Here is a 22,608-nt window from a genome sequence, read left to right on the forward strand (position 1 = left end):
TGCCAGCGCCGGTGAGCGGGACATCTCCAGAGACTTATCCACAGGCGTCGGGGACAAGTCATTTCCGTGACAGTTGAGAGCGCCGCATCCCTCGCCTACATCTGAAGGCGATGGCTGAACCCCCGCAGATTGATCGCTTTTCCGAGGAGCAGGCGACCTATGCCGTGCGCGGGCGCGACACGCCTGATCTCGACGCGGGTGTGGCGGCGATCCGCAACGTGCTGAAGACGCTGCCGGTGCGCCCCGGCGTCTATCGGATGCTCGATGCGGGCGGCGATGTGCTCTACGTCGGCAAGGCGCGGAGCCTGAAGAACCGCGTGACCAACTACACGCAGGTCGCGCGACTGCCGAAGCGGCTGCAGCGCATGGTGTCGCTGACGCGCGCGATGACGATCGTCACCACCGCGAGCGAGGCGGAGGCGCTGCTGCTCGAAGCGCAGCTCATCAAGCGCTTCCGGCCCGCGTTCAACGTGCTGCTGCGCGACGACAAGAGTTTTCCGTTCATCTTCCTCAACGAGGATCATGCTTTCCCGCGCATCTCCAAACATCGAGGGGCGCGGAAGGGCAAAGGCGTCTACTTCGGACCGTTTGCGAGCGCGGGCGCGGTCAATCGCACGCTGAACGCGCTTCAGAAGGTGTTCCTCCTGCGAAGCTGTTCGGACAGCTTCATGGCGAATCGCGCCCGCCCCTGCCTGCTCCACCAGATCCGCCGCTGCTCGGCGCCCTGCGTCGACCGGATCGACGCGGCGGGCTACGCGGAACTCGTCGGAGACGCGAAGGACTTCCTTGCGGGCAAAAGCCAGGCCGTGCAGCGCAAGCTCGGCGAAGCGATGCAGTTCGCGGCCGAGAAGCAGGATTATGAGCTCGCCGCGGTCTACCGCGACCGCCTGCGCGCGCTCACCTACATCCAGGGCCAGACCGGCACCGCGGAAGGCGTGAAGGACGTCGATGTCATCGCGCTCGCCGAAAAGGCCGGGCAGTTCTCGATCCAGGCGTTCTTCATCCGGGGTGGCCAGAACTGGGGCCATCGCGCCTTCTTCCCGAAGAACACGGCGGGCAGCACGCCCGAGGAGGTGCTGGGCAGCTTCATCGTGCAGTTCTACGAGGACATGCCGCTGCCGCCCGAAATCCTCGTCGACCGCCTGCCCACCGAATGCGAACTGATCGCGGAGGCGCTCTCCAGCCGCGGCCCCCGCAAGGTCGCGATCCGCCAACCGCAGCGCGGCGCGCTCAAACGCCTCGTCGATCAGGCAGCGCGCAACGCCGTCGAGGCGCTCGACCGCAACCTCGCCGAGGGTGCGACGCAAACGAAGCTGCTCGCCGAGCTTGCCGACATCTTCGAGCTGCCCGAACCGCCGCGTCGCATCGAGGTCTACGACAACAGCCACATTCAGGGCAGCAATGCGGGCGGCGGCATGATCGTCGCGGGGCCCGAGGGTTTTCTCAAGAACAGCTACCGCAAGTTCAACATCAAGGACGCATCGATCACGCCCGGCGACGATTTCGGCATGATGCGCCACGTTCTGGGCCGCCGCTTCGCGCGGCTGGGCAAGGAAGACCCCGACCGCAAGGGCTCGGACTGGCCCGATCTCGTGCTCATCGACGGCGGCAAGGGGCAGCTGTCTGCGGCCATGGATATCCTCGCCGAGCAGGGCATCGATGACGTGACGCTCGTCGGCGTCGCCAAGGGGCCGGACAGGAACGCCGGGCGCGAGGTGTTCCACCTGATGGACGGCCGCGAACTCACCCTGCCGCTCAATTCGCCGGTGCTGTTCTACCTCCAGCGCCTGCGCGACGAGGCGCACCGCTTCGCCATCGGCGCGCACCGCGCCAAGCGCAGCAAGGCGATCGCCGCGAATCCGCTCGACGACGTGCCCGGCATCGGCCCGACCCGGAAGCGCGCGCTGCTGATGCACTTCGGCACGGCGAAGGCCGTGCGCTCCGCCGCGCTCGAATCGCTGATGGCCGCGCCGGGCATTTCGAAGGCGATGGCCGAGGCGATCTACGACCACTTCCATCCGCGCGGATAAAGGCTAACGTGAGCGCGACTCGAATCGGGCCTTTGGGGAGGCGTTCCGTATGATGAAGCTCTACACCGCAGCGACGCCGAACGGTTACAAGGCCTCGGTCGCGCTCGAAGAAATGGGCTTCGATTACGAATTCGAGAAGATCGACCTCACCGGCGGTGTGCAGAAGCAGGACTGGTTCCTGGAGATCAACCCGAACGGCCGCATCCCGGCGCTCGTCCACGACGATTTCCCGATCTTCGAATCGGGCGCGATCATGCTCTACCTCGCCCGGCTTTCCGGCAAATTCTATGGCACCGATGCCAAATCACAGAGCCGTGTCGAGCAGTGGCTGATGTTCCAGATGGGCGGCATCGGCCCGATGATGGGTCAGGCGAACGTCTTCTACCGCTACTTCCCCGAAAAGATTCAGCCCGCGATCGACCGCTATCAGAACGAAGGCCGCCGCCTGTTCGAAGTGCTGGAGCGTCAGCTTTCGCGCACCGAATATCTCGCGGGCGACTATTCGATCGCAGACATGGCCAACTGGTGCTGGGTGCGCACGCACAAATGGTCGGGCATCCCGATCGACGGCCTGCCGAACCTCCAGCGCTGGCTTGAAGCGATCATGGCGCGCCCCGGTGTGCAGAAGGGCATCACCGTGCCCGAGGACATGCGCGCGCGGATTCGCGACGACGATGAGGATTCGGCCAAGAAATTCGCCGAACAGGCACGCAAGATCGTGGTGACGGGCAAGCCCGCCTGATCGCCTTCAAGGAGGGGGGAAACAATGCAGATGTACCCGCTGACGCTGCTCGGCACGCTCGCCGCGCTGGCCGTTTTCGTATGGGCGTCGATCCCGGTCGGGCAGGCGCGCGGCAAGCACGGTGTCAAGGCACCCGCCGTCACAGGCCATCCCGAGTTCGAGCGCGCCTTCCGCGCCCACCAGAACACGATGGAGCAGATCGTCCTTTTCCTGCCGCTCGTCTGGATCGTGGCGACGCTGTTCGGCGACCTTTGGGGCGGCATCTATTCGGCGGCCTGGGTGGTGGGCCGAATCGCTTATGTGATCGGCTACATCAAGGATGCGGAAAAGCGCGGCGCGGGTTTCCTCATCTCGAGCCTCGCCAGCCTCGCAGCACTGGTCGGCGCGATTGTCGCCGTAGTGATCGACCTGGTCCGCTAACCGCCGCAACGCTTCAGGAAATCCTCGATCAACGCCTTGTCGGGGCGGGCAAGCAGCGTCATCGCTGTCCCCTGCCCCGCCAGCGTTACACGCTTGCCGACCCAGTCGCGCACGAAGGTCGGCGGCACGCTGGCCCGCGCGACGACCATCATCTCGCCCGAGGAATGATACTGGACCGACGCCATCAGCGGCGTGATTCGATTCGGCGGCCCGATGAGAAGCTGGGTACGCGTCCCTTCCGCCACGGACCGATCCGAATCCGCCGTGAAGAACGCAAGTTCGAAGACCTTGGCGTCACGGTCGCAAACCGCGAACAGGTCCAGATCATCGCTGTTCGGCACGCCGTAGACCAGCTTCACGGCATTGCCCTCTGACGGCTCGGCATCGAAGATCGCCCAGCCGCGATTGTAAGTTGGCGCCCGCGTGGCGCAGGCTGCGACGAGCAGCAACATCGCAAGCGCGGCGACGCGCTTCATAAACCCCTGAACTCCGCGAATTCGGCGAGCGGTACGCGCTTCGCATGGAGCTTGTTGGCCGGGTCGTCGGGATCTTTCCAGCCGATCGCCATGCCGGTGAACAGCATCCATGCGTCCGGCGCGCCGAGAAACGTGCCGATCGTCTTGGGATACATCGCCCAGCATTCCTGCGGGCAGGAATCGAGTCCCGCCTCGCGCAGCAGCAGCATCACGTTTTCGAGATACATGCCGAGATCGGACCATTGCGGCGGCCCCATCGTGCGGCTCACGTAGCAAAACAGCGCGACCGGCGCGCCGAAGAACATGAAGTTGCGCGCAAACCAGCGCCGCCGCGCTTCCCGATCTTCGCGCGGAATCCCGACATGGCCGTACATCTCCTCGCCGACCTGAAAACGGCGAGAGGCATAAGGTTCGCCGAGCGCCTTGGGGTAGATGTCGTATTCCATGTCCTCGCCGCGCGGCGCTTCGACGATACGCCCCGCCATGATCTCCTTCAGCCGCGTCAGTTCGTCGCCGCCGACGACGTAGATGTGCCACGGCTGCAGGTTGCCGCCCGAAGGCGCACGCGCCGCCTTCTCGATGATCTCGCGCAGCAACGCGGGATCGACGGGCCGATCGAGAAAGCCGCGCACCGAGCGCCGGGTTGCGATTGCTTCGCTGACGTCCACTTCATCTCCCAAAGCCATGTTGAGCAGGCGCATACGATAGCCTAACGTCCGCCCATGCTGTCCAGCCTCCCCAATCTGCTCACGCTCTCGCGCATCCTCGCGGTGCCGCTTCTGGTCATCCTGATGTGGAATGCGAGCTGGCTTGGCTATCTCGTTGCCTTCGTTGTCTTCTGCATCGCCGGCGCAACCGATTATCTGGATGGATATCTGGCGCGCGCGCAGGGTACGGTCTCGAAGCTCGGCGTGTTTCTCGATCCGATCGCGGACAAGATCATGGTGGCGGGCGCGATCATCATGCTGGTCGAGAACAATATCGTTCGCGGCTGGACCGTGATTGCCGCGATCATCATCCTCATCCGCGAGATCACGGTTTCGGGGCTTCGCGAATATCTCGCCGGGATCCAAGTTTCCGTGCCTGTCAGCCAGCTCGCCAAGTGGAAGACCGCGTTTCAGATGATATCGATCGGCGCGCTGATCCTCGCGGGCGCGGCGGAGATCAGGTTCACGTGGCTCCCGGCTTATGAAGTGGGCGTTGCCTCGCTCTGGGCGGCCGCGATCCTCACGCTCGTCACGGGCTACGACTATCTGAGGGTCGGCCTCAAGCACATGGCCTGAACCGGTGAAGCTCGATCTCCTCTATTTCGCATGGGTGCGTGAACGCATCGGCCTTGATGGCGAAACGCGCGACCTTGCGGCACACACGGTCGGCGAAGCGCTCACGGCGCTTTCCGCGCTCGGCGACGGCTATGCGTCCGCATTCGCCGAGCCGCACCGCCTGCGCTTCGCGCTCGATCAGGATTTCGTCGATGCCGACGCGGCGCTTCGCGAAGGCGCGGAGCTTGCCATCTTCCCGCCCGTGACCGGCGGATGATCACCGTCCGCGTCCAGACCGAAGCCTTCGATCTGGGAGCAGAGACCCACGCGCTTTCGGACGGGCGCACCGATATCGGTGCCGTCGCCAGCTTCGTCGGCCTCGTGCGCGGCGGCGAGATCGAGGCGATGACGCTGGAACATTATCCCGCGATGACCGCGAAGGCCCTTGAAGCCATCGCCGCCGAGGCTGCAGGGCGTTGGCCGCTGCTGGACGGAACGGTCATTCACCGGCACGGCAGGCTGCTTCCCGGCGATCCCATCGTGCTCGTCGCCATCGCCGCCGCGCACCGCGGCGACGCTTTCGCGGCGTGCGCCTTCATCATGGACTACCTGAAGACGGGCGCGCCGTTCTGGAAGAAAGAGGAAACCGGCGGCGAAAGCCGGTGGGTGGAGGCCAGGGCCGAAGACGACGCCGCGCGCGATCGCTGGCGTTAGGGTGTGGCCGGCGGCTCTGCCGGCGCGTCTTCCGTAACCGCCTTGTTGATCCGGTCCGAAAGAGCGCGCGCGGCGGCACGAATACCCTCCGCATCCTCCGGCGTATTGGCGATGACATTGCCGAGCTGCCCGAGCAGCGCCGCCGCCCGCGCGACATCAATCTGTTCGCCGCGCATCACCGCCTCCGCGTCCGGCCCGAGCAGGACCGAGAGATCGACCTGCGCGGCGGCGTCCGCCTCCTCGCGCGCGCGCCGCTCTTCGGCCTGACGCTCCGAGATTTGGCGGACTTCCGGCAGAGCTTCCATCATGAACTCGTGCCACATCACGGCCGGCATTGTGGAGCCGAGCACGCCCTTCATCGGCGAATTGTCGTCGTTGCCGACCCAAACGCCGACGACGAGATCGCCCGCGAAACCCACGAAGATCGCGTCGCGCGAATCCTGCGTCGTGCCGGTCTTGCCGAAGGCCGCGACCGGCAGCTTCGCGCGCGTACCCGTGCCGTAGTCGATCGTTGCGCGCATCATCTCGCGCAGTGCAGCACGTTCGGGGAGGCTGTCGCCACCGAGCGCGCGCAGGCGTGACATCACGCCTTCCTCACGCGGCGGCGCCGAGACCGCATAGGGCACGACCGGCGGCGTGCCGCCCGCAACCGACGCATACGCCGAAGTGAGATCGAGCAGCGACATCGTCGAGGTGCCGAGCGCGATGGTGAGGTCGTCGCCGATCTCGTCCTTGATGCCCAGGTCGCGCGCCGCCTTGCGGATCGCCCCTGCCCCCACTTCGTTCGCCAGCCTTGCCGCCGCGACGTTGGAGGACAGCGCGAATGCGCGCTTCAGCGTGATGGGGCCGCGGTATTTGCCGTCGTTGTTCTTGGGGCTCCAGTCGCCGATGGTGACGGGCTCGTCCTCGATCTCGGTGTCGACGTCCATGCCGCTGCGCAGCGCGGCGAGGTAGACGAACAGCTTGAACGCGGAACCCGGCTGCCGCTTCGCCTGCACGGCGCGATTGAATTCGCTCTTCTGGTAGTCCCGGCCGCCGACCATCGCGACGACGCGGCCGTCCGGATGCATGGCGACGATCGCCGCCTCGCCGACATTGTGCCAGCCCGCACGGTCGAGATTGCGCTTCACGACGCGCTCGGCGAGCTTCTGCAGGCGGCTGTCGAGCGTGGTCGCGACCTTCACCTCGCCGAACGTGTCGGGCGCGCTGTTCGCGGCCTCACCCCAGGCCCAGTCGGCGAAATAACTCCCGGTCGGCAGGCCTTTCCGGCCCGGAAGCAGCGCCGCGCGCCGGGCGCCGCGCCACTCGGCGTCGGTAATGAGCCCCTGTTCCTTCATCGCGGCGATGACGAGCTTTCCGCGTTCGCGCGCCGCTTCATAGTTATTGGTCGGCGCGAGCCGCGAGGGCGCCTTCACGAGACCCGCCAGCATCGCCGCCTCGCCGAGCGTCAGCTGCTCGGGCTCCTTGCTGAAATACTGCTCCGACGCCGCGCGCAGGCCATAGGCGCCATCGCCGAAATAGACGCTGGAGAGGTAGCGCGAGAGGATCTCGTCCTTGGTCAGCCAGGCTTCCAGCCAGAAGGCGATGATCACCTCCTGCGCCTTGCGCGTCAGGCTACGGTCGAGGCTGAGGAAGCTCGTCTTGGCGAGCTGCTGCGTGATCGTGGAGCCGCCCTGCACCACGCGGCCCGCCGCCGCGTTCGCCTGCGCGGCGCGGAGGATGCCGCGAATGTCGATGCCGATGTGATCGTAGAAGCGCCGGTCCTCAATCGCGACGAACGCCTCACCGACATGATCGGGCAGCTTCGTCACGTCGACCGGCTCGGCCTTGAAACTGCCCCGGCGCGCGATCGGCGTGCCGTCGGCCGCAGTCAGCACCAGCGCGGGCGTTTCCAGCGGTTCGAGCGCCTTGCCGAGCGGCGCCGTGATCGCGAGCCACGCGACGATGCCGAAGAACACGAGCAACACGCCCGCCGCGATCTTGGGGAGCCAGCGCAGCCAGCGTCGGCGGGGTTTCTGGGGCTCGTCGGGAGGGGGGGCCTCCTCTCCGCCAAACTCGGCGGACCATGCGCGGTAATCATCCGGATCGAGCGACTCGACGCGCGGGCGGCGGAATATCATTGCGGAGTCGCCATTCTCATACTGTCATACTTACGCAAAACAGTGGCCCGTTCAATCAGTCGTGGGCGGCCGATGGGGCGATGCGTGGTGGGCCCGGAGGGACTCGAACCCCCAACCTAGCCGTTATGAGCGGCCAGCTCTAACCATTGAGCTACAGGCCCGTCGCCCCGCCTTTTCCCCCGTGCCGGACGATCGCAGCGCTTAGACGCTCAGGGCGTGCTCCGCAAGAGTGGCGGCCTTCCCGTCGCGCTGGGCATGGGCTACGGCGACGACCTCCTCGACGCTGGCGGGCTTCACGCCGGCGCGCGTCAAAGTCGTCAGCACGCCATCCCACCAGGCATAGAAATCGGCGAGGTCGCGCGCATCGCGCACATAGGGCGTATGGCCCGGCTCGACCGAAGGCGAATGGAAGGAGATGGAGAAGATCTGCGTTCCGGCCTCGACGAGCAGCTCGATCGCCTGGATCGCCTCGTCGAGCGGTATGCCTTCGGGCGTCAGCGCCACGCGGCCGAGCAGCGACGTGCGCGAGAGGAGACCGTTCAGGCGCGGTACGCGCGTTGCAAGTTCAAACGCGCGCTCGCCGAACACGCGCAGACCGCCGGTGAAGGTGGAGGTCAGCGGCAGTTCGAGAAGTCGGCGTTCCGGCCCTGTCCAGTAAAGCTGCGGGCGGATGTTGCGGAAACTGGGACCGCCTTCGTCGCTATAATCGAAATAGGGCCGAACGGACACGTCCATCCGGTAGCCGAGTTCATCGAGCAGCGCCTCGGTGTTCGGCCCCACACCATAGCGCCCTGCCCTGTAGACGATCGGCGCCGCGCCGAAGTTCTCGTCGATGGCCTCGGTCAGCGCCTTGATCTTGGCGCGCTCCACCTCGCGCGGCAGGTTGCCGGGAAAGCTGTTCGGGCCGCCCACACGTTCGAGGAACGGCGGGTTCACCCACGGATGCAGCTGCGTGCCAATCGTGGCGCCATCATTTTCGGAAAGCGCGCGCAGCACCTCGACGCTCTCGGGGGTCGTCGCCACCGGATAGTCGACCATGTACGCGGGCTTGATGTCGAAGCCGCGCATCAGGCTGTGCACCTTCCGCAGCGACTTCACCGATTTCACCGATGTCGAATCGCGGCTCTTCGGCTGCGTCCAGTCGAACTCCTCTTCGGTATCGACGAAAACGAGCACGCGCTGGCCGAATTCCGGGCCGAAAGAGATGTATTGATTGTCCGAAGGGGCCAGCATGTCGCGACAATAAGCGTTCGGACGTTTCCGGCAAGTAAAGCTGCAAAAAGGGGAGGTTTCGGAAAGGGTTAGGTCCCCGGCTTCTTGGGAGGGAGGGAGGTGAAGCCGGGGACCCGTCTACCGAGGCCCGCGGGGAGGGAGGGGAGCGGGCCTTCGATTTCCGTTGCAGCGGTGTGTTGCTGCGTTGGGAGTGATGTACGGAAAGCCGGCTCTATTGTGCACTGCCGCAAATCACAATGCAGCTATGCGCCCAGCGCATAACTCTCGTCGATGTCGAGCGTCGCGGGGGTCATCTTCTCGATGAGAAAATCACGTAACACCTTGATTCTTATAGCATTTCTAAGCTCAGGCACATAAACGAAATAGGTTCGGAATACAGGCCCCTGCACCTCCGGCAGGATCACCTTCACACGGCCGGAAGCACGGATCAGATAGCTCGGCAATGCTGCAATGCCCACACCGGCTTCCACCGCCTGCAGGATCCCGAAAACACTGTTGACGACGAGCACCGGACGGCGTGGCGGTCCTTGATGGCCGACATCCTGAATCCAGTTGACGCCGCGAATCGTCGATGGCGCGGTCTCGCCGAAGGCGATGATGCGGTGATGATCGAGATCGGCGATCGTTTGCGGCACGCCGTAGCGCGCGAAATAGTCGGGCGAACCGCACAGGCGGTAGCGGATCGCCGCGAGCTGCCGCTGCACCAGATCGTTCTGCGTGGAGGGATGAAACCGGATGGCGACATCCGCTTCTCGCCTCTGAAGGTCGAGATCGTCGTCCGCCAGCACCATGTTGATCTCGATATCCGGGTAACGCTCCAGAAATTCGGGAAGCATGGTCGGCAGCCACGTCGAGCCGAACGACATGGTCGTCGTCAGCCGAATCTCACCGGTCGGCCGGTCTTTGGAAAGATCGATCGCCTGGCGCGTGCGTTCGACGCTTTCGAACATCTCGGTAGTGGTGGCGGCAAGCTGCTCGCCCTCATGCGTCATCGCGAGGCCGCGCGCGTGGCGATGGAACAGCTTGGCGCCGAGCGTCTCCTCGAGCGATGCGATCTGGCGCGACAGCGCCGGCTGGCTCATGCCAAGCCGGCGCGAAGCCTCGGTGAAGCTGCCCGCTTCCGATACCGTATGAAAAAGCCTGAGCTTTTCCCAGTCGAGCACGGCTACTCGGCCGCTTCCGCGAGTCCGGCTTCATTGTGCGCAAGGAAGCGCTCAGCCTCCAGCGCCGCCATGCAGCCCATGCCGGCGGCCGTCACGGCCTGACGGAACACCTTGTCCTTCACGTCGCCCGCCGCGAACACGCCGGGCACGGAGGTTGCGGTGCTGTCGGGCGCGGTGAGGATATAGCCCTCCCCGTCCATGTTCAGCTTGCCCTTAAACAGCGCCGTCGCCGGATCGTGACCGATCGCGATGAACAGGCCGTCGACATCGAGCGTACGGTCGGACCCGCCGTTCGTGCCGCGCAGCTTGAGGCCGGTGACGCCAAGCGGATCGCTGGCGCCGATCACTTCGGCGACCTCTGCGTTCCAGACAGCCTCGACCTTCGGATTGGCGAGCAGGCGCGCCTGGTTCGTCTTGTCCGCGCGCAGTTCGTCGCGGCGGTGGATGAGATACACCTTCTGCGCGAAGTTGGTGAGGAACAGCGCTTCCTCCACGGCCGTATTGCCGCCGCCGACCACCGCGACGGTCTTGCCGCGATAGAAGAAGCCGTCGCAGGTCGCGCAGGCCGAAACGCCAAAGCCGCGGAAGCGTCCCTCGCTCTCAAGCCCGAGCCAGCGCGCCTGCGCGCCGGTCGCGATCACGACCGTATCGGCGAGGTAGACATTCCCCGAATCGAGCGTCAGCCGGAACGGCCGCTGCGAGAAATCCACGTCGGAGACAATGTCGTCGACGATCTCTGCGCCCACGTGCTTCGCCTGTGCGGCCATTTTCTCCATGAGGTCGGGGCCCATGATCATCGATTCGCCCGGCCAATTCTCGACATCCGTGGTGATGGTGAGCTGTCCACCCGGCTGCAGGCCACGGATGATGACGGGATTGAGCGCTGCGCGCGCCGCATAGACGCCGGCCGTATATCCGGCCGGACCCGAACCAATCACCGCAACGCGAACCTGCTTTGTATCACCCATCACACCTCATCCCTGCTGCCCAAAAGTCGACAGGAGATGTAGTCGCTGGATGCGCGAATTACGAGGCCTCGCTTGCGTCTTCATCCTGACGCTGCCGCGGCTGCCCGAGCGGGATGGAAAGCTCGAAAACGTGCGGCGCCAGCCGGAACGTGCCGCTCACGGTCGCGGCAAGGCTGCCGACAAGCTTGAGCCCGAAGCCAACGCCCAGAATGGGCGCTGCATCCTCGCCGCGAGGGATGCCCGCAGGATCGAACAGCTCGTCCTCGCTCTTGCCGAGCGTGGCGCGCGGCCGGGTCACCGCAACGCGAAGCGCACTGCCTTCGGCCTGCACGATCACCAGCACCGATTCGTCGGCCGCTGCAGAGGCCACCGCGGCAGTGAGCAACCGCGCCAGCGCGCGCTCGAAAATCGACGAATCGGAGGCGACGGCGGGGATATTGTCGGCCACGAAGGGCACCAGCGCCACACCGCGATCCCCGGCGAGCCCCTCGTAGCGCGCGATCACCTCACGCGCCTTCGCGGCCGCGTCGAACGTGCCGAGTCCCGGCCGGTAACGTCCCTGTTCGATGCGTGCGGCATCCGAAAGGTCGTCGAACGCGCTCAGCAGTTTCTCAGCCTGCTTCAGGATACTGCCCGCCTGCGATCGGTATTCGGCCCCCGCCTCGCCGAGGATTTCACCCTCGATCAGCTGCGCGAAGCCGATGATGGCGTTGAGCGGCGTACGCACCTCGTGCGCCATCGTCGCGAACGCCTCGCTCGATGCGCCCGTGCCGAAGAGGCCCGCCGCCTGCGATGCCGCCACGGCGATGCGCTCGGGCGGATCGAGCGCGATCGCGCTTCCCCAATAGCCCGTGAAACGTCCGGTCTTGCGATCGAACTGCGGCAGGCCGGACATGCGCCAGCGGCCGGGAAGCCCAAGCTCCGGCTGGCAGGTGACGATCACGTCGCGGAACGGCACGCGGCGCTCCGCCGCGCGGCGCACCTGCCCGCTGCCGTCCGGCGTATCGAACTCGACAAGCCAGTGGCCGACAAGCTGCGGCGGCGTCGCCGGGCTTTCGATGAGGACGCCCTGCTCGTCGCAGCGCCAGGTCCATCGGCGTTCCAGCTCCTCGACAGGCGGGCTTTCACGCGGTTCGAAGGCCGCTTCTCCTGGGGCTTCGCCCTCTTCAGGCTCGTGCCCGCGCGAGCGAAATGCCGAAATCCGGTCCAGCAGTTCCTTTATCTGGCTGCGCCCCGATTCGAGCGCCGGGGCGGCCGGTTCATCGAGCACTGCGGGCGGCATCGTGGGCGCGAAGCGGGCTTTGTCGACCACTGCGGCGGGCGTCACGGCAATCGCGGCATCGGGCACGAACAGCCGTTCGGCCCCACCTCCGGCAGCAGGCCCCGCACCGCCCGAAAGCAGCTCACGCACCGGCCCCGGCAGATCGCGGCGAGAGAGCATCCCGGCATGGAGGTGCCTTGGCGCGCGCCTAGCCAGCCGCCACCATTCCGGCTCGTCGAGGCGTGCGACCTGCAGCATCCGATCGTAGTGGTGAGAAACATGGCCCCGGAACAGGCGCAGATGCAGGCTCCGCGCACCCGCGCGCGCCGCCTTGTCGATCATCGCGTTCCTGAGCGATTCGGGTACATCCCGGCTCAGCCGCGACAGCGCCCGCAGCGCACGCCGCCGCAGGCGCGCATCCGCGCAATCCCGGCGCTGGAGCGACAGGTCGATGAGCTGACGAAAGGCAGCCGCGCGGGCGTCGGGAGAATCCCGCTCCGCCAGCGCAACGGCCGTTCTTATTGTATCGTCGTGGCGCATCGCGGAATCGCGCAGTCCTTTCGGGAACGTAATGTGTCCCGTTTGGCGCGAGTTTTGAAGTCTTCCGGTTAAATCCGCCTTTACGACGTGTTCGAATTGCGCTTCTTCGCAACTATATTATAACCGTTCGCAAGAAATCATTGAAAGGTTGCGGCGAATGCCGTCGAATCGACATATTATCGACGAAACCGACCGGATCGTTTTGAAAAGCCTTCAGGACGAGGGCCGCCTCACCAATGTCGATCTCGCCGCACGCGCCGGACTCACCGCTCCCCCGACGCTCCGCCGCGTCCGCGCGCTGGAAACCGCCGGGATCATCCGCGGCTACCATGCGGATCTCAATCCCGAGGCGCTCGGCTACAGCATCATGGTCTTCGCGATGGTCAGCCTCAAGAGTCAGGCGGAGAACGACCTCCGCGCCTTCGAGGAGCACGTCGCGCAGCTCCCGCCCGTTCGCGAATGCCACATGCTGAACGGCGAGATCGACTTCATCCTGAAAATCGTCGCGCATGACCTTCAGGAGTTCCAGCGCTTCCTCACCGCACATCTCACCTCGGCGCCGAATGTCGAGCACGTGAAAACGTCGCTCACCATCCGCACTTCGAAGAACCAGCCGGGCATCCCCGTCGACGACGCCTGACCGGGCGAACTTACCAGATTTTGCCGGGCATGACCGGATGCGAGGCGGACAATCCGCCGTCGACCGCAACCGCCTGCCCGTTCACATAGGACGCATCGTCCGAAACGAGGAATGCCGCCAGCCGCGCGACCTCGATCGGCTGCGCAGCGCGTTTCAGCGGGTTGAGCTGGCCGATCTTGCCTTCGGTGCCGCGTTCGCGCGCCATATCGAACATCGGTTGCGTCATCCCGGTTTCGATGACGCCCGGGCAGATCGCGTTGATGCGGATGCCCGTGCCGGAAAGCTGGTAGGCGCTCGTCTGCACGAAATTGATCACGCCCGCTTTGGAAGCGCTGTACGGCGAGCCGCCCGCGCCAGATCGGATACCCGCGACCGAGGCCGTGCAGAGGATTGCCCCCCTCCCTGTCTTCACCATCTCCCGCGCGGCGGCCTGCACCAGCAGGAACACGCCGATCAGGTTCACGCGCAGTACCTGTTCCCACTCGCTGACCTCAAGTTCGAGCAGCCGGTTGAAGCCGCCGGAAATGCCGGCGTTGGCAAAGGCGATGTCGAGCGGACCGTCCGCCGTCGCCGCCGCCACGAGGCTATCGACGAAGCTTTTGTCGCCAGCGTCTCCCGTGAAGGCCGTGGCCGCGTTCCCGATCTCGGCGGCGACATCGCGAACCGCATCGCTGCGGTCGGCGATGAAGACGCGCGCGCCTTCCTCCGCGAAAAGCCGTGCGCTGGCGCGGCCGATGCCACTCGCCGCGCCCGTGATGATCGCCGTCTTGCCTGCGAGCTTGCCCATATCGCGCCTCCCTCTGGTCCGGAGGCTATTTGTGACGTCACATCACCGCGGCGTCAGCTATGAAAACGGTCATCCACGGGCGGCTGCGGCGCCGCGTGTCAGCCCGAAAAAGGCCACCGCAGCGATCGTGAGCGACACGCACATCACCGCCGCCATGGGAACCGCGGTTCCGTCCGCGAACAGGCTGGCAATCGTCATCGCGAGGCCGCCTACCGTAAAACCGGTAGCGCCCATCAACGCGCTGATCGAGCCCGCCCGAGACGGGTCCACGCTAAGCGCACCCGCGCTCGCATTGCCCATCATGAAGCCGAAGCTGGAAAGGATGCCGAACAGCATCACCATGGCCACCGGAAGCCCGCCGACGTCCAGAAGCGCAAACACGAGGAACGTGAACCCGAACAAGGCGGCGATGATACTCGCAACGGCAAGGATGCTGTCCGCCCGGAAGCGCGCAAGCGCAAAGCGATTGAACTGGCTGGCAAGCACAAGTCCGAGGGCATTGATCCCGAAAAGCCAACCGAAACCGGTCGGCGAAACGCCGTGGGTGCCCATTATGAGCGCCGGGGACGCCGAGATATAGGTGAAGAGGCACGCGCTGTTGCAGGCGCTCGCGAGCATATAGCCGAGCAGCTTGCGGTTGGTCGCCAGCAGCGTCAGCGCGGCGATCGGATGCTCGCCCCGCGCTGTCGCTTCGGTCGCATCGGAGCGCGTCTCGCCGAGACGGAACAGGACGGCATAGAGCATCAGGAGACCGAACAGCGTCATGAAGACGAAAATCGCCCGCCAGCTCGTCAGCACCATCAGATAGCTGCCGAGCAGCGGCGCCAGCACCGGCGCCAGCCCGAACACGAGCATGATGAGCGAGAACACACGCGCCGATTCCTGATGATCGAACACATCACGAACGATGGCGCGTGAAATCACCATACCCGCGCACGCTCCCAGCCCCTGTCCGAAGCGAAGTGCGGCCAGCATGTTGGGAGACGTCGCGAAAACGCACAGCACGGATGCCAGCACATAAATGGCGATGCCCGCGATCAGCGGCGGCTGCCGCCCAATCCGGTCCGAAAGCGGCCCGTAGAACAACTGCCCGAGTGCGAGGCCTGCAAGAAACGTCGCCAGAGAGCGTTCGACGACACCGTCGGACGCGCCGAAATCCGCAGCGATCACAGGAAGCGCCGGCAGGTACATGTCGATCGAGAGCGCCCCAAACGCCGTCAGGCCGCCCAGCAGGACGACCATGCCCAGCGTCGATTTCGACGCGTTTTCTCGTGAAGTTCCGTGCACGCTTCCTGTTCCTCTAGGCGGGTGACTCTCCGCACAGGTGTCACTATGCGTGATCGCCGATTCGGGCCATCGGATGGAGACTGCCGCTATGACTGCCATCAACGACGTTGTCGACCTTTCCCGCGACGGGGAAATCGCCGTGATCACGGTGAATTCACCGCCCGTGAACGCGCTCTCGGCGCCGGTGCGCGACGGTATCGCAGAGGGCGTAACGTCTGCCGTGGCCGATGCCGAAGTGAAGGCGATCGTGCTGATTTGCGCGGGCCGCACGTTCATCGCGGGCGCCGATATCACCGAGTTCGGCAAGCCGCCGCGCGGTACCAGCCTGCACCAGATGATCGATGTGATCGAAAGCGCGACGAAGCCCGTGATCGCCGCGATCCACGGCACCGCGCTTGGCGGCGGCCTCGAAACCGCGCTCGGCGCGCATTACCGCGTCGCCGTGCCGTCCGCGAAGCTCGGCCTTCCCGAAGTGAAGCTTGGCCTCCTTCCCGGCGCGGGCGGCACACAGCGCCTGCCGCGTGTCGTCGGCGCCGAGGCTGCGCTCAAGATGGTCACGTCCGGGAACCCCATCGGTGCGAAGGCAGCGCTCGATTCGGGCCTCGTCGACGAACTCGTCGATGAAGCTGATCTTCGCGGCGGCGCGATCGCCTTCGCGCAGAAGGTCGTCGCCGAAAATCGCCCGCTGAAGAAGATTCGCGACCGCAGCGTTACTGCCGAGCCCGCGCTGTTCGCCGAATTCCGCGCCGCGAACGCCCGCAAGTTCCGCGGCTTCGATGCGCCCGAAGCCAACATCAAGTGTATCGAGGCCGCCGTCAGCCTGCCCTTCGAAGAGGGCATGAAGCGCGAGCGCGAGCTGTTCATGGAGCTGATGACGGGCACGCAGTCCGCCGCGCAGCGCCACATCTTTTTCGCCGAACGTCAGGCCGCGCGCATCAAGGACCTGCCGGAAGGCACCTCGCCGCGCCCCGTGAAGTCGGTGGGCGTGATCGGCGCGGGCACGATGGGCGGCGGCATTTCCATGAACTTCCTGTCGGCGGGCATCCCGGTCACGATCGTGGAAACGAACCCGGAAGCGCTCGAGCGCGGCGTCGGCATCATGCGCAAGAACTATGCGGCAAGCGCCGCCAAGGGTGCCCTGAAGCCCGAAGCGGTCGAAGCCAACATGGGGCGCCTCACCCCCGTGCTCGACCTTGAAGCTTTGAAGGACTGCGACCTCATCATCGAGGCGGTGTTCGAGGACATGGCCGTCAAGAAGGAGATCTTTGCGAAGCTCGACCGCATCGCGAAGCCCGGCGCGATCCTCGCCAGCAACACCTCGTACCTCGACGTCGACGAGATCGCCTCGGCCACGTCGCGGCCGCAGGACGTCGTCGGCCTCCACTTCTTCTCGCCCGCAAACGTGATGAAGCTGCTCGAGGTCGTGCGCGGCGCGAAAACGGCGCCCGACGTGCTCGCCACCGCGATGGGGCTCGCCAAGACGATCGGCAAGGTTGCGGTCGTCGCCGGTGTCTGCTTCGGCTTCATCGGCAACCGTATGCTTCGTGCCCGTCAGGATCAGGCGCAGGCGCTGATCCTCGAAGGCGCGATGCCGTGGGACGTCGACCGCGTGCTCTACGACTTCGGCTTTCCGATGGGGCCCTTCCAGATGGCCGATCTCGCCGGGCTCGATATCGGCTGGTCCGCTGCGACTTCGAAGGGCGAAACCGTGCGCGACCGGCTCTGCGAAGCCGGCAAGCGCGGGCAGAAGACCGGCAGCGGCTTCTACGACTACGACGAGAAGCGCAATCGCACGCCCTCGAAGGTCGCCGAGGAGATCATCCTCGCGAAGTCCGCCGAACTCGGCATCGCGCGTCGGCAGGTTTCTGACGCGGAAATCCTTGAACGCTGCATCTATCCGATGATCAACGAGGGGGCGAAGATCCTGGAAGAAGGCATCGCGCAGCGCCCGTCCGACATCGATGTCGCGTGGATCTACGGCTACGGCTTCCCGGTCTACCGCGGCGGCCCGATGTTCTACGGTGATACTGTCGGCCTCAAGGCCGTGCTCGAAGGCCTCGAAAAGTACGAGAAGATACACGGCGCGGCGTTCAAGCCTGCCGCACTTCTCACGAAGCTGGCGGCCGAAGGGAAGTCTTTCCGCGACCTCAACTGAGAGCGGCTACGGAACAATCCGGCGATTACTTCGCTTTATTGGCTCAGGCTCTCGCCTGAGCCAATGGAGGGAGTTCGCCATGAATCTCATTCTCGTGCTTATCGTCGGCGGTCTGATCGGCTGGGTCGCCAGCATGATCATGCGTACCGATGCCCAGCAGGGCCTTTTCCTGAACATTGTCGTGGGTGTCGTCGGCGCACTGATCGCCGGCTTCCTGCTCGGCGGCGGTGCCTCGATCCTGAACGCACCGCTCAACCTTATGACCATCCTATGGTCGCTGCTGGGTGCGGTCGTGCTGCTGGCGATCGTGAACCTGATCCGCCGCGGCGCCGTCCGCTAGTTCCGGGTCGCGATAAATGAAAAGGGCGTCCTTTGGGGACGCCCTTTTTTTTAACTTCACGCTTCAGAACGGAACTTCAGGATCTTGCCGGGCTCGCGCGGCGGCTCGCCCTTCGGCAGGGCGTCGATGTGCTCCATGCCCTCGATCACCTCGCCCCACACCGTGTACTGACGGTCGAGGAAGCGCGCATCGTCGAAGCAGATGAAGAACTGGCTGTTGCCCGAGTTGGGGTTGGCACTGCGCGCCATCGAGCAAACGCCGCGCACGTGCGGCACGTCGTTGAATTCAGCCTTGAGATCGGGCTTGTCGGAGCCGCCCATGCCCGTGCCGGTGGGATCGCCGCCCTGCGCCATGAAGCCGGGGATCACGCGGTGGAACACGACGCCGTCATAAAAGCCTTCGTCGGCAAGCGTCTGGATGCGTTCGACATGGCCCGGCGCCACGTCCGGGCGAAGGCGGATTTTCACGTCGCCCGTTGCGAGCGTCATCACGAGTGTATCTGCGGTCACGGCCTGTCCTTTTGCTGATATAGGGCTTGCCGCGTCCCTAGCCGTTGGGCAAAAGCACGCGCAAGTGAATAAGGGCGGTTAGCTCAGTTGGTAGAGCATCTCGTTTACACCGAGAGGGTCGGCGGTTCGAGCCCGTCACCGCCCACCATCATTCTTCCTCAATGCACCATTCAGGAACCGGCAAGGTGCCGGGCCGTTGATATGCATCTGTCATGATCGCAGCGCATCATCGACGGAAACCGTAATCCGCCGGCCCCGGCGCGAACAGGAGGAAGGCCATGAGCATTTTCGGTCGGATCAAGGACGCTATTTTCGGGAAAAAGGCCGAGGCCGCGCCTGCGCCCAAGGTGGCAGCGCCCGCTGCGCCGGCGACACCCACGGCACCCGCCGCGCCTCCGCCGCCCGTCGAGATCAGCGAGGTGGACGTCGAAGCGATTCTCACGAACCTTGCCGACAAGTCGCCGCAAAAGCTCAACTGGCGCACGTCCATCGTGGACCTGATGAAGCTTCTCGGTCTCGAATCAAGCCTCACCGAGCGCAAGGAGCTGGCGCAGGAACTGGGCTACACGGGCGAGCTCAACGGCAGCGCTGAAATGAATATCTGGCTGCACAAGGCGGTGTTGCGCGAGCTCGCGAAAAACGGCGGCAAGGTACCGGCCGACCTGCTCGACTGATCTGATCGCCACAAGACGAAAACCGGGTGTGGCGGCGCAAGCTGCCGCATCTTTTTTATGGAAAGTGCTGCGAAATGGTGGGCGCGACAGGGATTGAACCTGTGACCCCTCCCGTGTGAAGGGAGTGCTCTACCGCTGAGCTACGCGCCCGCCGGATGTACCGGACCGGCGGAGCAGATACGGTCCTGCCCTCCCCCTGTCCAGCCCGTTTCTGACGAAACATGCCCCAAAATGCGAAGGGCGCCGCGGATGCGACGCCCTTCGACTAAACCCTTGCGGGCGCGGTTTTAGTTGACCGCGTCCTTCAGGCCCTTGCCGGCCTTGAACTTGGGCTGCACGCTGGCGGCGATCTTCATCGTTTCGCCCGTGCGCGGGTTACGGCCCGTCGAAGCCTTGCGCTTCGCCGTCGCGAAGGTGCCGAAGCCGACGAGACGAACTTCGTCACCCTTCTTCAGGGCCTTCGTGATGCTCTCGAACACGGCCTCAACGGCCTTGCCCGCGTCAACGCGCGAAAGACCTGCTGCGTCCGCAACCGAGCCGATAAGTTCCTGCTTGTTCATTCCCTGTACCCCCAAGACGGAAGAGTGGTTGGATCGGCGAATAAAAGCCGGGCGCCATGTAAGTGCCCGGCTTTATGAGAGTCAAAGGGAAAACCGCAGAATTTGGGGCTTTCCCGAACTTTTTATCGCTTTTTCGTCTCAATGGCGGACGGAAAGGTCTCCAGCCTCCGAAGCCGGAGCCACGGCAGGCGCCGGAAGCACCGGTTCGACCCACTCGATCGGCTCGATGGGACGCACGAGCGCCGCGGCAAGCACCTGATCGACGTGACTCACGGGACGAATCGTTAGCCCCTCCTTCACGTTCGCCGGAATATCGGCGAGGTCCTTCTCGTTTTCTGCCGGGATCAGCACCGTGGTGATTCCCCCGCGCAGCGCCGCGAGCAGCTTCTCCTTTAGACCACCGATCGGCAGCACGCGGCCGCGCAACGTCACCTCGCCCGTCATCGCCACATCCTTGCGGACGGGAATGCCGGTCAGCGTCGAAACGATCGAGGTCACCATGCCGACGCCCGCCGAGGGACCGTCCTTTGGCGTCGCGCCTTCCGGCACGTGCACGTGGATGTCCTTCACCTGGAACACGGTCGGCTTGATGCCGTACTGCGGCGCGCGCGACTTGATGAACGAGTTCGCGGCCTCAATCGATTCCTTCATCACGTCGCCGAGCTTGCCGGTCGTGCGGATCGCGCCCTTGCCGGGCACCGTCACCGCCTCGATCGTCAGAAGCTCGCCGCCCACTTCCGTCCAGGCGAGGCCGGTGGTCGCGCCGACCTGATCCTCTTCCTCGCCGATGCCGAAGCGGAACTTCTGCACGCCGGCGTACTCGCCAAGGTTTTCCGGGGTGATCGTGATCTTCTCGGCTTTACCCTCCAGAATCTGGCGCAGCGCCTTGCGTGCCAGTCTGGCGAGCTCGCGCTCCAGCGTGCGGACGCCCGCCTCGCGCGTGTAGTAGCGGATGAGGTCGCGCAGGCCCGCGTCTTCGATCGCGAACTCGCCGTCCTTCAGCCCGTGCGATTCGATCTGCTTCGGCAGCAGGTGTGCCGTGGCGATCTCGAGCTTCTCGTCCTCGGTGTAGCCCGAGAGACGGATGATCTCCATGCGGTCGAGCAGCGGCTGCGGCATGTTGAGGCTGTTCGCCGTCGTCACGAACATCACGTCCGAAAGGTCGTAGTCGACTTCCAGATAGTGGTCGTTGAACTTGGCGTTCTGTTCCGGATCGAGCACCTCGAGCAGCGCCGACGACGGATCGCCCCGGAAGTCCTGACCGAGCTTGTCGATCTCGTCGAGCAGGAACAGCGGGTTCGAAGTGCCGGCCTTCTTCAGGTTCTGGATGATCTTGCCGGGCATCGAGCCGATGTACGTGCGCCGGTGGCCACGAATCTCGGCCTCGTCGCGCACGCCGCCGAGCGACTGGCGGATGAACTCGCGGCCCGTCGCCTTCGCGATCGAGCGGCCGAGCGAGGTCTTGCCGACACCGGGCGGGCCGACGAGGCACAGGATCGGCCCCTTCAGCTTGTTTGCGCGGCTCTGCACCGCGAGATACTCGAGGATGCGCTCTTTGACCTTGTCGAGGCCGTAGTGATCCTCATCCAGAATCTTCTCCGCCGCGCGGATATCCTTGCGAACCTTGGTCTTCTTGCCCCAGGGCAGCGCCAGCAGCGTGTCGAGGTAGTTGCGCACCACCGTCGCTTCGGCAGACATCGGCGACATCGCCTTCAGCTTCTTCAGCTCGCCTTCCGCCTTGTCGCGTGCTTCCTTGGAAAGCTTGGCCTTCTTGACCTTGTCGGCAAGCTCATCGACCTCGCTGCGGCCCTCGTCGTCGCCGTCCCCCAGCTCGCGCTGGATCGCCTTGAGCTGCTCGTTGAGGTAGTATTCGCGCTGCGTCTTCTCCATCTGGCGTTTGACGCGGTTGCGGATCTTCTTCTCGACCTGCAGCACGCCCATCTCGCCTTCCATGAAGCCGAAGACCATCTCCAGCCGCTTCGATGGCGAGCGCTCGGAGAGCAGCGCCTGCTTGTCCGCGATCTTGAGGCTGAGGTTGGACGCGATCGTATCGGCGAGCCGCGAGGGTTCCTCGATCTGGCCGACCTGCACGACGACTTCCGGCGCCACTTTCTTGTTGAGGCGCACGTACTGCTCGAAATGCTTCACGGCCGAGCGCACGAGGGCTTCGAGGTCGGCCTCGTCGGCGCCCTCTTCCTCGATCGGCGCAACGTCCGCTTCCAGATAGGAGTCTTCCACGCGCACGGTCTTCACTTCAGCGCGGTGCTGACCTTCCACGAGCACCTTCACGGTGCCGTCCGGCAGCTTCAGCAGCTGGAGCACCGTGGCGACAGTGCCGACATCATAGAGATCCTTGCCTTCGGGGTCTTCCTCGGCAGGGTCGCGCTGCGAGAGCAGCAGGACGTTCTTGTTCGCCGTCATCACCGCTTCGAGCGCCGCAACGGACTTTTCGCGCCCGACGAACAGCGGCACGATCATCTGCGGGAAAACCACGATGTCGCGCAGCGGGAGGACGGGATAGGTCTCGGTCATTCTCTCAACAACTCCACAGCCAGGCGCGTCACCAAGGGCAGCGCGCGCCTCCTTGTGTGCCAATATGGGCACGGTCGCGGCGCTGCACAATGGCGACCCTACATGCTTTCACTGAAGAGGGAGTGAATTCCTCGTTTCGCAAACGAAAAGAGCGGACCCGCCAGGCCCGCTCTTTCCGCTCGTCTCTTGTGAAGC

The 22,608-nt window shown here is 64.9% G+C and carries 22 protein-coding genes and 3 tRNA genes; 11 read left to right on the plus strand and 14 right to left on the minus strand.

Features of this window, described 5'->3' with window-relative positions:
• Window positions 1-110: 110 nt before the first annotated feature.
• From uvrC to ACFQ00_RS18815, 3 genes are read left to right on the plus strand one after another with little or no spacing between them, the layout of a single operon-like run.
• Window positions 111-2,030 carry an excinuclease ABC subunit UvrC gene (gene uvrC, locus ACFQ00_RS18805; RefSeq protein WP_381494588.1) on the plus strand — a complete coding sequence of 640 codons (1,920 nt, stop codon included), beginning with the start codon at window positions 111-113 and terminating at the stop codon, window positions 2,028-2,030.
• 49 nt (window positions 2,031-2,079) lie between these two features.
• The gene (locus ACFQ00_RS18810) at window positions 2,080-2,772 is read left to right on the plus strand and encodes a glutathione S-transferase family protein (protein ID WP_381494591.1); all 693 of its coding nucleotides are present in this window, start codon (window positions 2,080-2,082) and stop codon (window positions 2,770-2,772) included.
• Window positions 2,773-2,796: 24 nt separating this feature from the next.
• On the plus strand, window positions 2,797-3,192 hold the full coding sequence (locus tag ACFQ00_RS18815; RefSeq protein WP_381494593.1) for an MAPEG family protein: 396 nt from the start codon (window positions 2,797-2,799) through the stop codon (window positions 3,190-3,192).
• Here the strand turns inward: ACFQ00_RS18815 and ACFQ00_RS18820 are convergent.
• Both ACFQ00_RS18820 and ACFQ00_RS18825 read right to left on the minus strand, forming a co-directional pair.
• On the minus strand, window positions 3,189-3,668 hold the full coding sequence (locus ACFQ00_RS18820) for a hypothetical protein (RefSeq protein WP_381494595.1): 480 nt from the start codon (window positions 3,666-3,668) through the stop codon (window positions 3,189-3,191). The two genes, ACFQ00_RS18815 and ACFQ00_RS18820, sit on opposite strands and share 4 nt — an antisense overlap.
• Window positions 3,665-4,336, minus strand: a complete 672-nt coding sequence (locus tag ACFQ00_RS18825; RefSeq protein WP_381494598.1) for a nitroreductase — start codon at window positions 4,334-4,336, stop codon at window positions 3,665-3,667. The genes ACFQ00_RS18820 and ACFQ00_RS18825 overlap by 4 nt, the downstream gene beginning before the upstream one ends.
• Window positions 4,337-4,393: 57 nt before the next feature.
• Between ACFQ00_RS18825 and pgsA the strand changes: the two genes are divergently transcribed.
• From pgsA to ACFQ00_RS18840, 3 genes are read left to right on the plus strand one after another with little or no spacing between them, the layout of a single operon-like run.
• Entirely contained in the window at window positions 4,394-4,951 is a 558-nt protein-coding gene (gene pgsA / locus ACFQ00_RS18830; RefSeq protein ID WP_381495297.1) for a CDP-diacylglycerol--glycerol-3-phosphate 3-phosphatidyltransferase, read from the plus strand.
• A 4-nt stretch (window positions 4,952-4,955) separates the two neighbouring features.
• Window positions 4,956-5,207: a molybdopterin converting factor subunit 1 gene (gene moaD / locus ACFQ00_RS18835; RefSeq protein WP_381494601.1), complete on the plus strand. Its 252-nt coding sequence runs from the start codon at window positions 4,956-4,958 to the stop codon at window positions 5,205-5,207.
• Entirely contained in the window at window positions 5,204-5,644 is a 441-nt protein-coding gene (locus ACFQ00_RS18840; protein WP_381494604.1) for a molybdenum cofactor biosynthesis protein MoaE, read from the plus strand. The genes moaD and ACFQ00_RS18840 overlap by 4 nt, the downstream gene beginning before the upstream one ends.
• Here ACFQ00_RS18840 and ACFQ00_RS18845 read toward each other — a convergent pair.
• The 6 genes from ACFQ00_RS18845 to ACFQ00_RS18870 form a co-directional block, all read right to left on the minus strand.
• Window positions 5,641-7,764 (minus strand): transglycosylase domain-containing protein, encoded by a 2,124-nt coding sequence (locus ACFQ00_RS18845; protein WP_381494608.1) that lies wholly within the window; start codon window positions 7,762-7,764, stop codon window positions 5,641-5,643. The two genes, ACFQ00_RS18840 and ACFQ00_RS18845, sit on opposite strands and share 4 nt — an antisense overlap.
• Window positions 7,765-7,849: 85 nt before the next feature.
• Window positions 7,850-7,925 (minus strand) — tRNA-Ile (locus ACFQ00_RS18850).
• Window positions 7,926-7,965: 40 nt separating this feature from the next.
• Window positions 7,966-8,997, minus strand: a complete 1,032-nt coding sequence (locus tag ACFQ00_RS18855) for a polysaccharide deacetylase family protein (RefSeq protein ID WP_381494611.1) — start codon at window positions 8,995-8,997, stop codon at window positions 7,966-7,968.
• Between the two features lie 242 nt (window positions 8,998-9,239).
• Window positions 9,240-10,160 carry a LysR family transcriptional regulator gene (locus ACFQ00_RS18860; RefSeq protein ID WP_381494614.1) on the minus strand — a complete coding sequence of 307 codons (921 nt, stop codon included), beginning with the start codon at window positions 10,158-10,160 and terminating at the stop codon, window positions 9,240-9,242.
• 2 nt (window positions 10,161-10,162) lie between these two features.
• Window positions 10,163-11,128: a thioredoxin-disulfide reductase gene (gene trxB / locus ACFQ00_RS18865; protein ID WP_381494616.1), complete on the minus strand. Its 966-nt coding sequence runs from the start codon at window positions 11,126-11,128 to the stop codon at window positions 10,163-10,165.
• 58 nt (window positions 11,129-11,186) lie between these two features.
• Window positions 11,187-12,929, minus strand: a complete 1,743-nt coding sequence (locus tag ACFQ00_RS18870) for a sensor histidine kinase (RefSeq protein ID WP_381494620.1) — start codon at window positions 12,927-12,929, stop codon at window positions 11,187-11,189.
• 157 nt (window positions 12,930-13,086) lie between these two features.
• Between ACFQ00_RS18870 and ACFQ00_RS18875 the strand changes: the two genes are divergently transcribed.
• Window positions 13,087-13,569, plus strand: a complete 483-nt coding sequence (locus tag ACFQ00_RS18875) for an Lrp/AsnC family transcriptional regulator (RefSeq protein WP_293781529.1) — start codon at window positions 13,087-13,089, stop codon at window positions 13,567-13,569.
• A 10-nt stretch (window positions 13,570-13,579) separates the two neighbouring features.
• Here the strand turns inward: ACFQ00_RS18875 and ACFQ00_RS18880 are convergent, their stop codons facing one another.
• A complete protein-coding gene (locus ACFQ00_RS18880; RefSeq protein ID WP_381494623.1) occupies window positions 13,580-14,356 on the minus strand; it encodes an SDR family NAD(P)-dependent oxidoreductase in 777 nt (258 codons plus the stop codon).
• Between the two features lie 69 nt (window positions 14,357-14,425).
• Window positions 14,426-15,598 carry a multidrug effflux MFS transporter gene (locus ACFQ00_RS18885; protein WP_381494626.1) on the minus strand — a complete coding sequence of 391 codons (1,173 nt, stop codon included), beginning with the start codon at window positions 15,596-15,598 and terminating at the stop codon, window positions 14,426-14,428.
• A 133-nt stretch (window positions 15,599-15,731) separates the two neighbouring features.
• Between ACFQ00_RS18885 and ACFQ00_RS18890 the strand changes: the two genes are divergently transcribed.
• Both ACFQ00_RS18890 and ACFQ00_RS18895 read left to right on the plus strand, forming a co-directional pair.
• A complete protein-coding gene (locus ACFQ00_RS18890; protein ID WP_381494628.1) occupies window positions 15,732-17,798 on the plus strand; it encodes a 3-hydroxyacyl-CoA dehydrogenase NAD-binding domain-containing protein in 2,067 nt (688 codons plus the stop codon).
• Window positions 17,799-17,877: 79 nt separating this feature from the next.
• Complete coding sequence (locus tag ACFQ00_RS18895; protein ID WP_271256087.1) at window positions 17,878-18,138, plus strand: GlsB/YeaQ/YmgE family stress response membrane protein; 261 nt, start codon at window positions 17,878-17,880, stop codon at window positions 18,136-18,138.
• Window positions 18,139-18,194: 56 nt separating this feature from the next.
• Here ACFQ00_RS18895 and ACFQ00_RS18900 read toward each other — a convergent pair whose 3' ends face one another.
• On the minus strand, window positions 18,195-18,626 hold the full coding sequence (locus ACFQ00_RS18900) for a peptidylprolyl isomerase (protein WP_374599275.1): 432 nt from the start codon (window positions 18,624-18,626) through the stop codon (window positions 18,195-18,197).
• Window positions 18,627-18,719: 93 nt separating this feature from the next.
• Here ACFQ00_RS18900 and ACFQ00_RS18905 point away from each other — a divergent pair.
• Window positions 18,720-18,795, plus strand: a tRNA-Val gene (locus tag ACFQ00_RS18905).
• Between the two features lie 130 nt (window positions 18,796-18,925).
• Window positions 18,926-19,321 carry a DUF3597 domain-containing protein gene (locus ACFQ00_RS18910; RefSeq protein WP_381494633.1) on the plus strand — a complete coding sequence of 132 codons (396 nt, stop codon included), beginning with the start codon at window positions 18,926-18,928 and terminating at the stop codon, window positions 19,319-19,321.
• A gap of 75 nt (window positions 19,322-19,396) precedes the next feature.
• Here ACFQ00_RS18910 and ACFQ00_RS18915 read toward each other — a convergent pair.
• The 3 genes from ACFQ00_RS18915 to lon all read right to left on the minus strand — a co-directional run bounded on the left by ACFQ00_RS18915 (window position 19,397) and on the right by lon (window position 22,413).
• Window positions 19,397-19,471, minus strand: a tRNA-Val gene (locus tag ACFQ00_RS18915).
• Between the two features lie 137 nt (window positions 19,472-19,608).
• Complete coding sequence (locus tag ACFQ00_RS18920; protein WP_121049309.1) at window positions 19,609-19,881, minus strand: HU family DNA-binding protein; 273 nt, start codon at window positions 19,879-19,881, stop codon at window positions 19,609-19,611.
• A gap of 138 nt (window positions 19,882-20,019) precedes the next feature.
• Complete coding sequence (gene lon / locus ACFQ00_RS18925) at window positions 20,020-22,413, minus strand: endopeptidase La (RefSeq protein WP_381494638.1); 2,394 nt, start codon at window positions 22,411-22,413, stop codon at window positions 20,020-20,022.
• Window positions 22,414-22,608: the final 195 nt, after the last annotated feature.

The organism is Sphingosinicella xenopeptidilytica (assembly GCF_042676985.1).
GTDB lineage: Bacteria > Pseudomonadota > Alphaproteobacteria > Sphingomonadales > Sphingomonadaceae > Sphingosinicella > Sphingosinicella xenopeptidilytica.

Bases quoted from the DNA above. Each gene is read 5' to 3' on its own strand.
- uvrC (WP_381494588.1), top strand. From the start codon at position 111: ATGGCTGAACCCCCGCAGATTGATCGCTTTTCCGAGGAGCAGGCGACC.
- ACFQ00_RS18810 (WP_381494591.1), top strand. From the start codon at position 2,080: ATGATGAAGCTCTACACCGCAGCGACGCCGAACGGTTACAAGGCCTCG.
- ACFQ00_RS18815 (WP_381494593.1), top strand. From the start codon at position 2,797: ATGCAGATGTACCCGCTGACGCTGCTCGGCACGCTCGCCGCGCTGGCC.
- ACFQ00_RS18820 (WP_381494595.1), bottom strand. From the start codon at position 3,668: ATGAAGCGCGTCGCCGCGCTTGCGATGTTGCTGCTCGTCGCAGCCTGC.
- ACFQ00_RS18840 (WP_381494604.1), top strand. From the start codon at position 5,204: ATGATCACCGTCCGCGTCCAGACCGAAGCCTTCGATCTGGGAGCAGAG.
- ACFQ00_RS18845 (WP_381494608.1), bottom strand. From the start codon at position 7,764: ATGATATTCCGCCGCCCGCGCGTCGAGTCGCTCGATCCGGATGATTAC.
- ACFQ00_RS18855 (WP_381494611.1), bottom strand. From the start codon at position 8,997: ATGCTGGCCCCTTCGGACAATCAATACATCTCTTTCGGCCCGGAATTC.
- trxB (WP_381494616.1), bottom strand. From the start codon at position 11,128: ATGGGTGATACAAAGCAGGTTCGCGTTGCGGTGATTGGTTCGGGTCCG.
- ACFQ00_RS18870 (WP_381494620.1), bottom strand. From the start codon at position 12,929: ATGCGCCACGACGATACAATAAGAACGGCCGTTGCGCTGGCGGAGCGG.
- ACFQ00_RS18875 (WP_293781529.1), top strand. From the start codon at position 13,087: ATGCCGTCGAATCGACATATTATCGACGAAACCGACCGGATCGTTTTG.
- ACFQ00_RS18880 (WP_381494623.1), bottom strand. From the start codon at position 14,356: ATGGGCAAGCTCGCAGGCAAGACGGCGATCATCACGGGCGCGGCGAGT.
- ACFQ00_RS18885 (WP_381494626.1), bottom strand. From the start codon at position 15,598: ATGGTCGTCCTGCTGGGCGGCCTGACGGCGTTTGGGGCGCTCTCGATC.
- ACFQ00_RS18890 (WP_381494628.1), top strand. From the start codon at position 15,732: ATGACTGCCATCAACGACGTTGTCGACCTTTCCCGCGACGGGGAAATC.
- ACFQ00_RS18895 (WP_271256087.1), top strand. From the start codon at position 17,878: ATGAATCTCATTCTCGTGCTTATCGTCGGCGGTCTGATCGGCTGGGTC.
- ACFQ00_RS18900 (WP_374599275.1), bottom strand. From the start codon at position 18,626: ATGACGCTCGCAACGGGCGACGTGAAAATCCGCCTTCGCCCGGACGTG.
- ACFQ00_RS18910 (WP_381494633.1), top strand. From the start codon at position 18,926: ATGAGCATTTTCGGTCGGATCAAGGACGCTATTTTCGGGAAAAAGGCC.
- ACFQ00_RS18920 (WP_121049309.1), bottom strand. From the start codon at position 19,881: ATGAACAAGCAGGAACTTATCGGCTCGGTTGCGGACGCAGCAGGTCTT.
- lon (WP_381494638.1), bottom strand. From the start codon at position 22,413: ATGACCGAGACCTATCCCGTCCTCCCGCTGCGCGACATCGTGGTTTTC.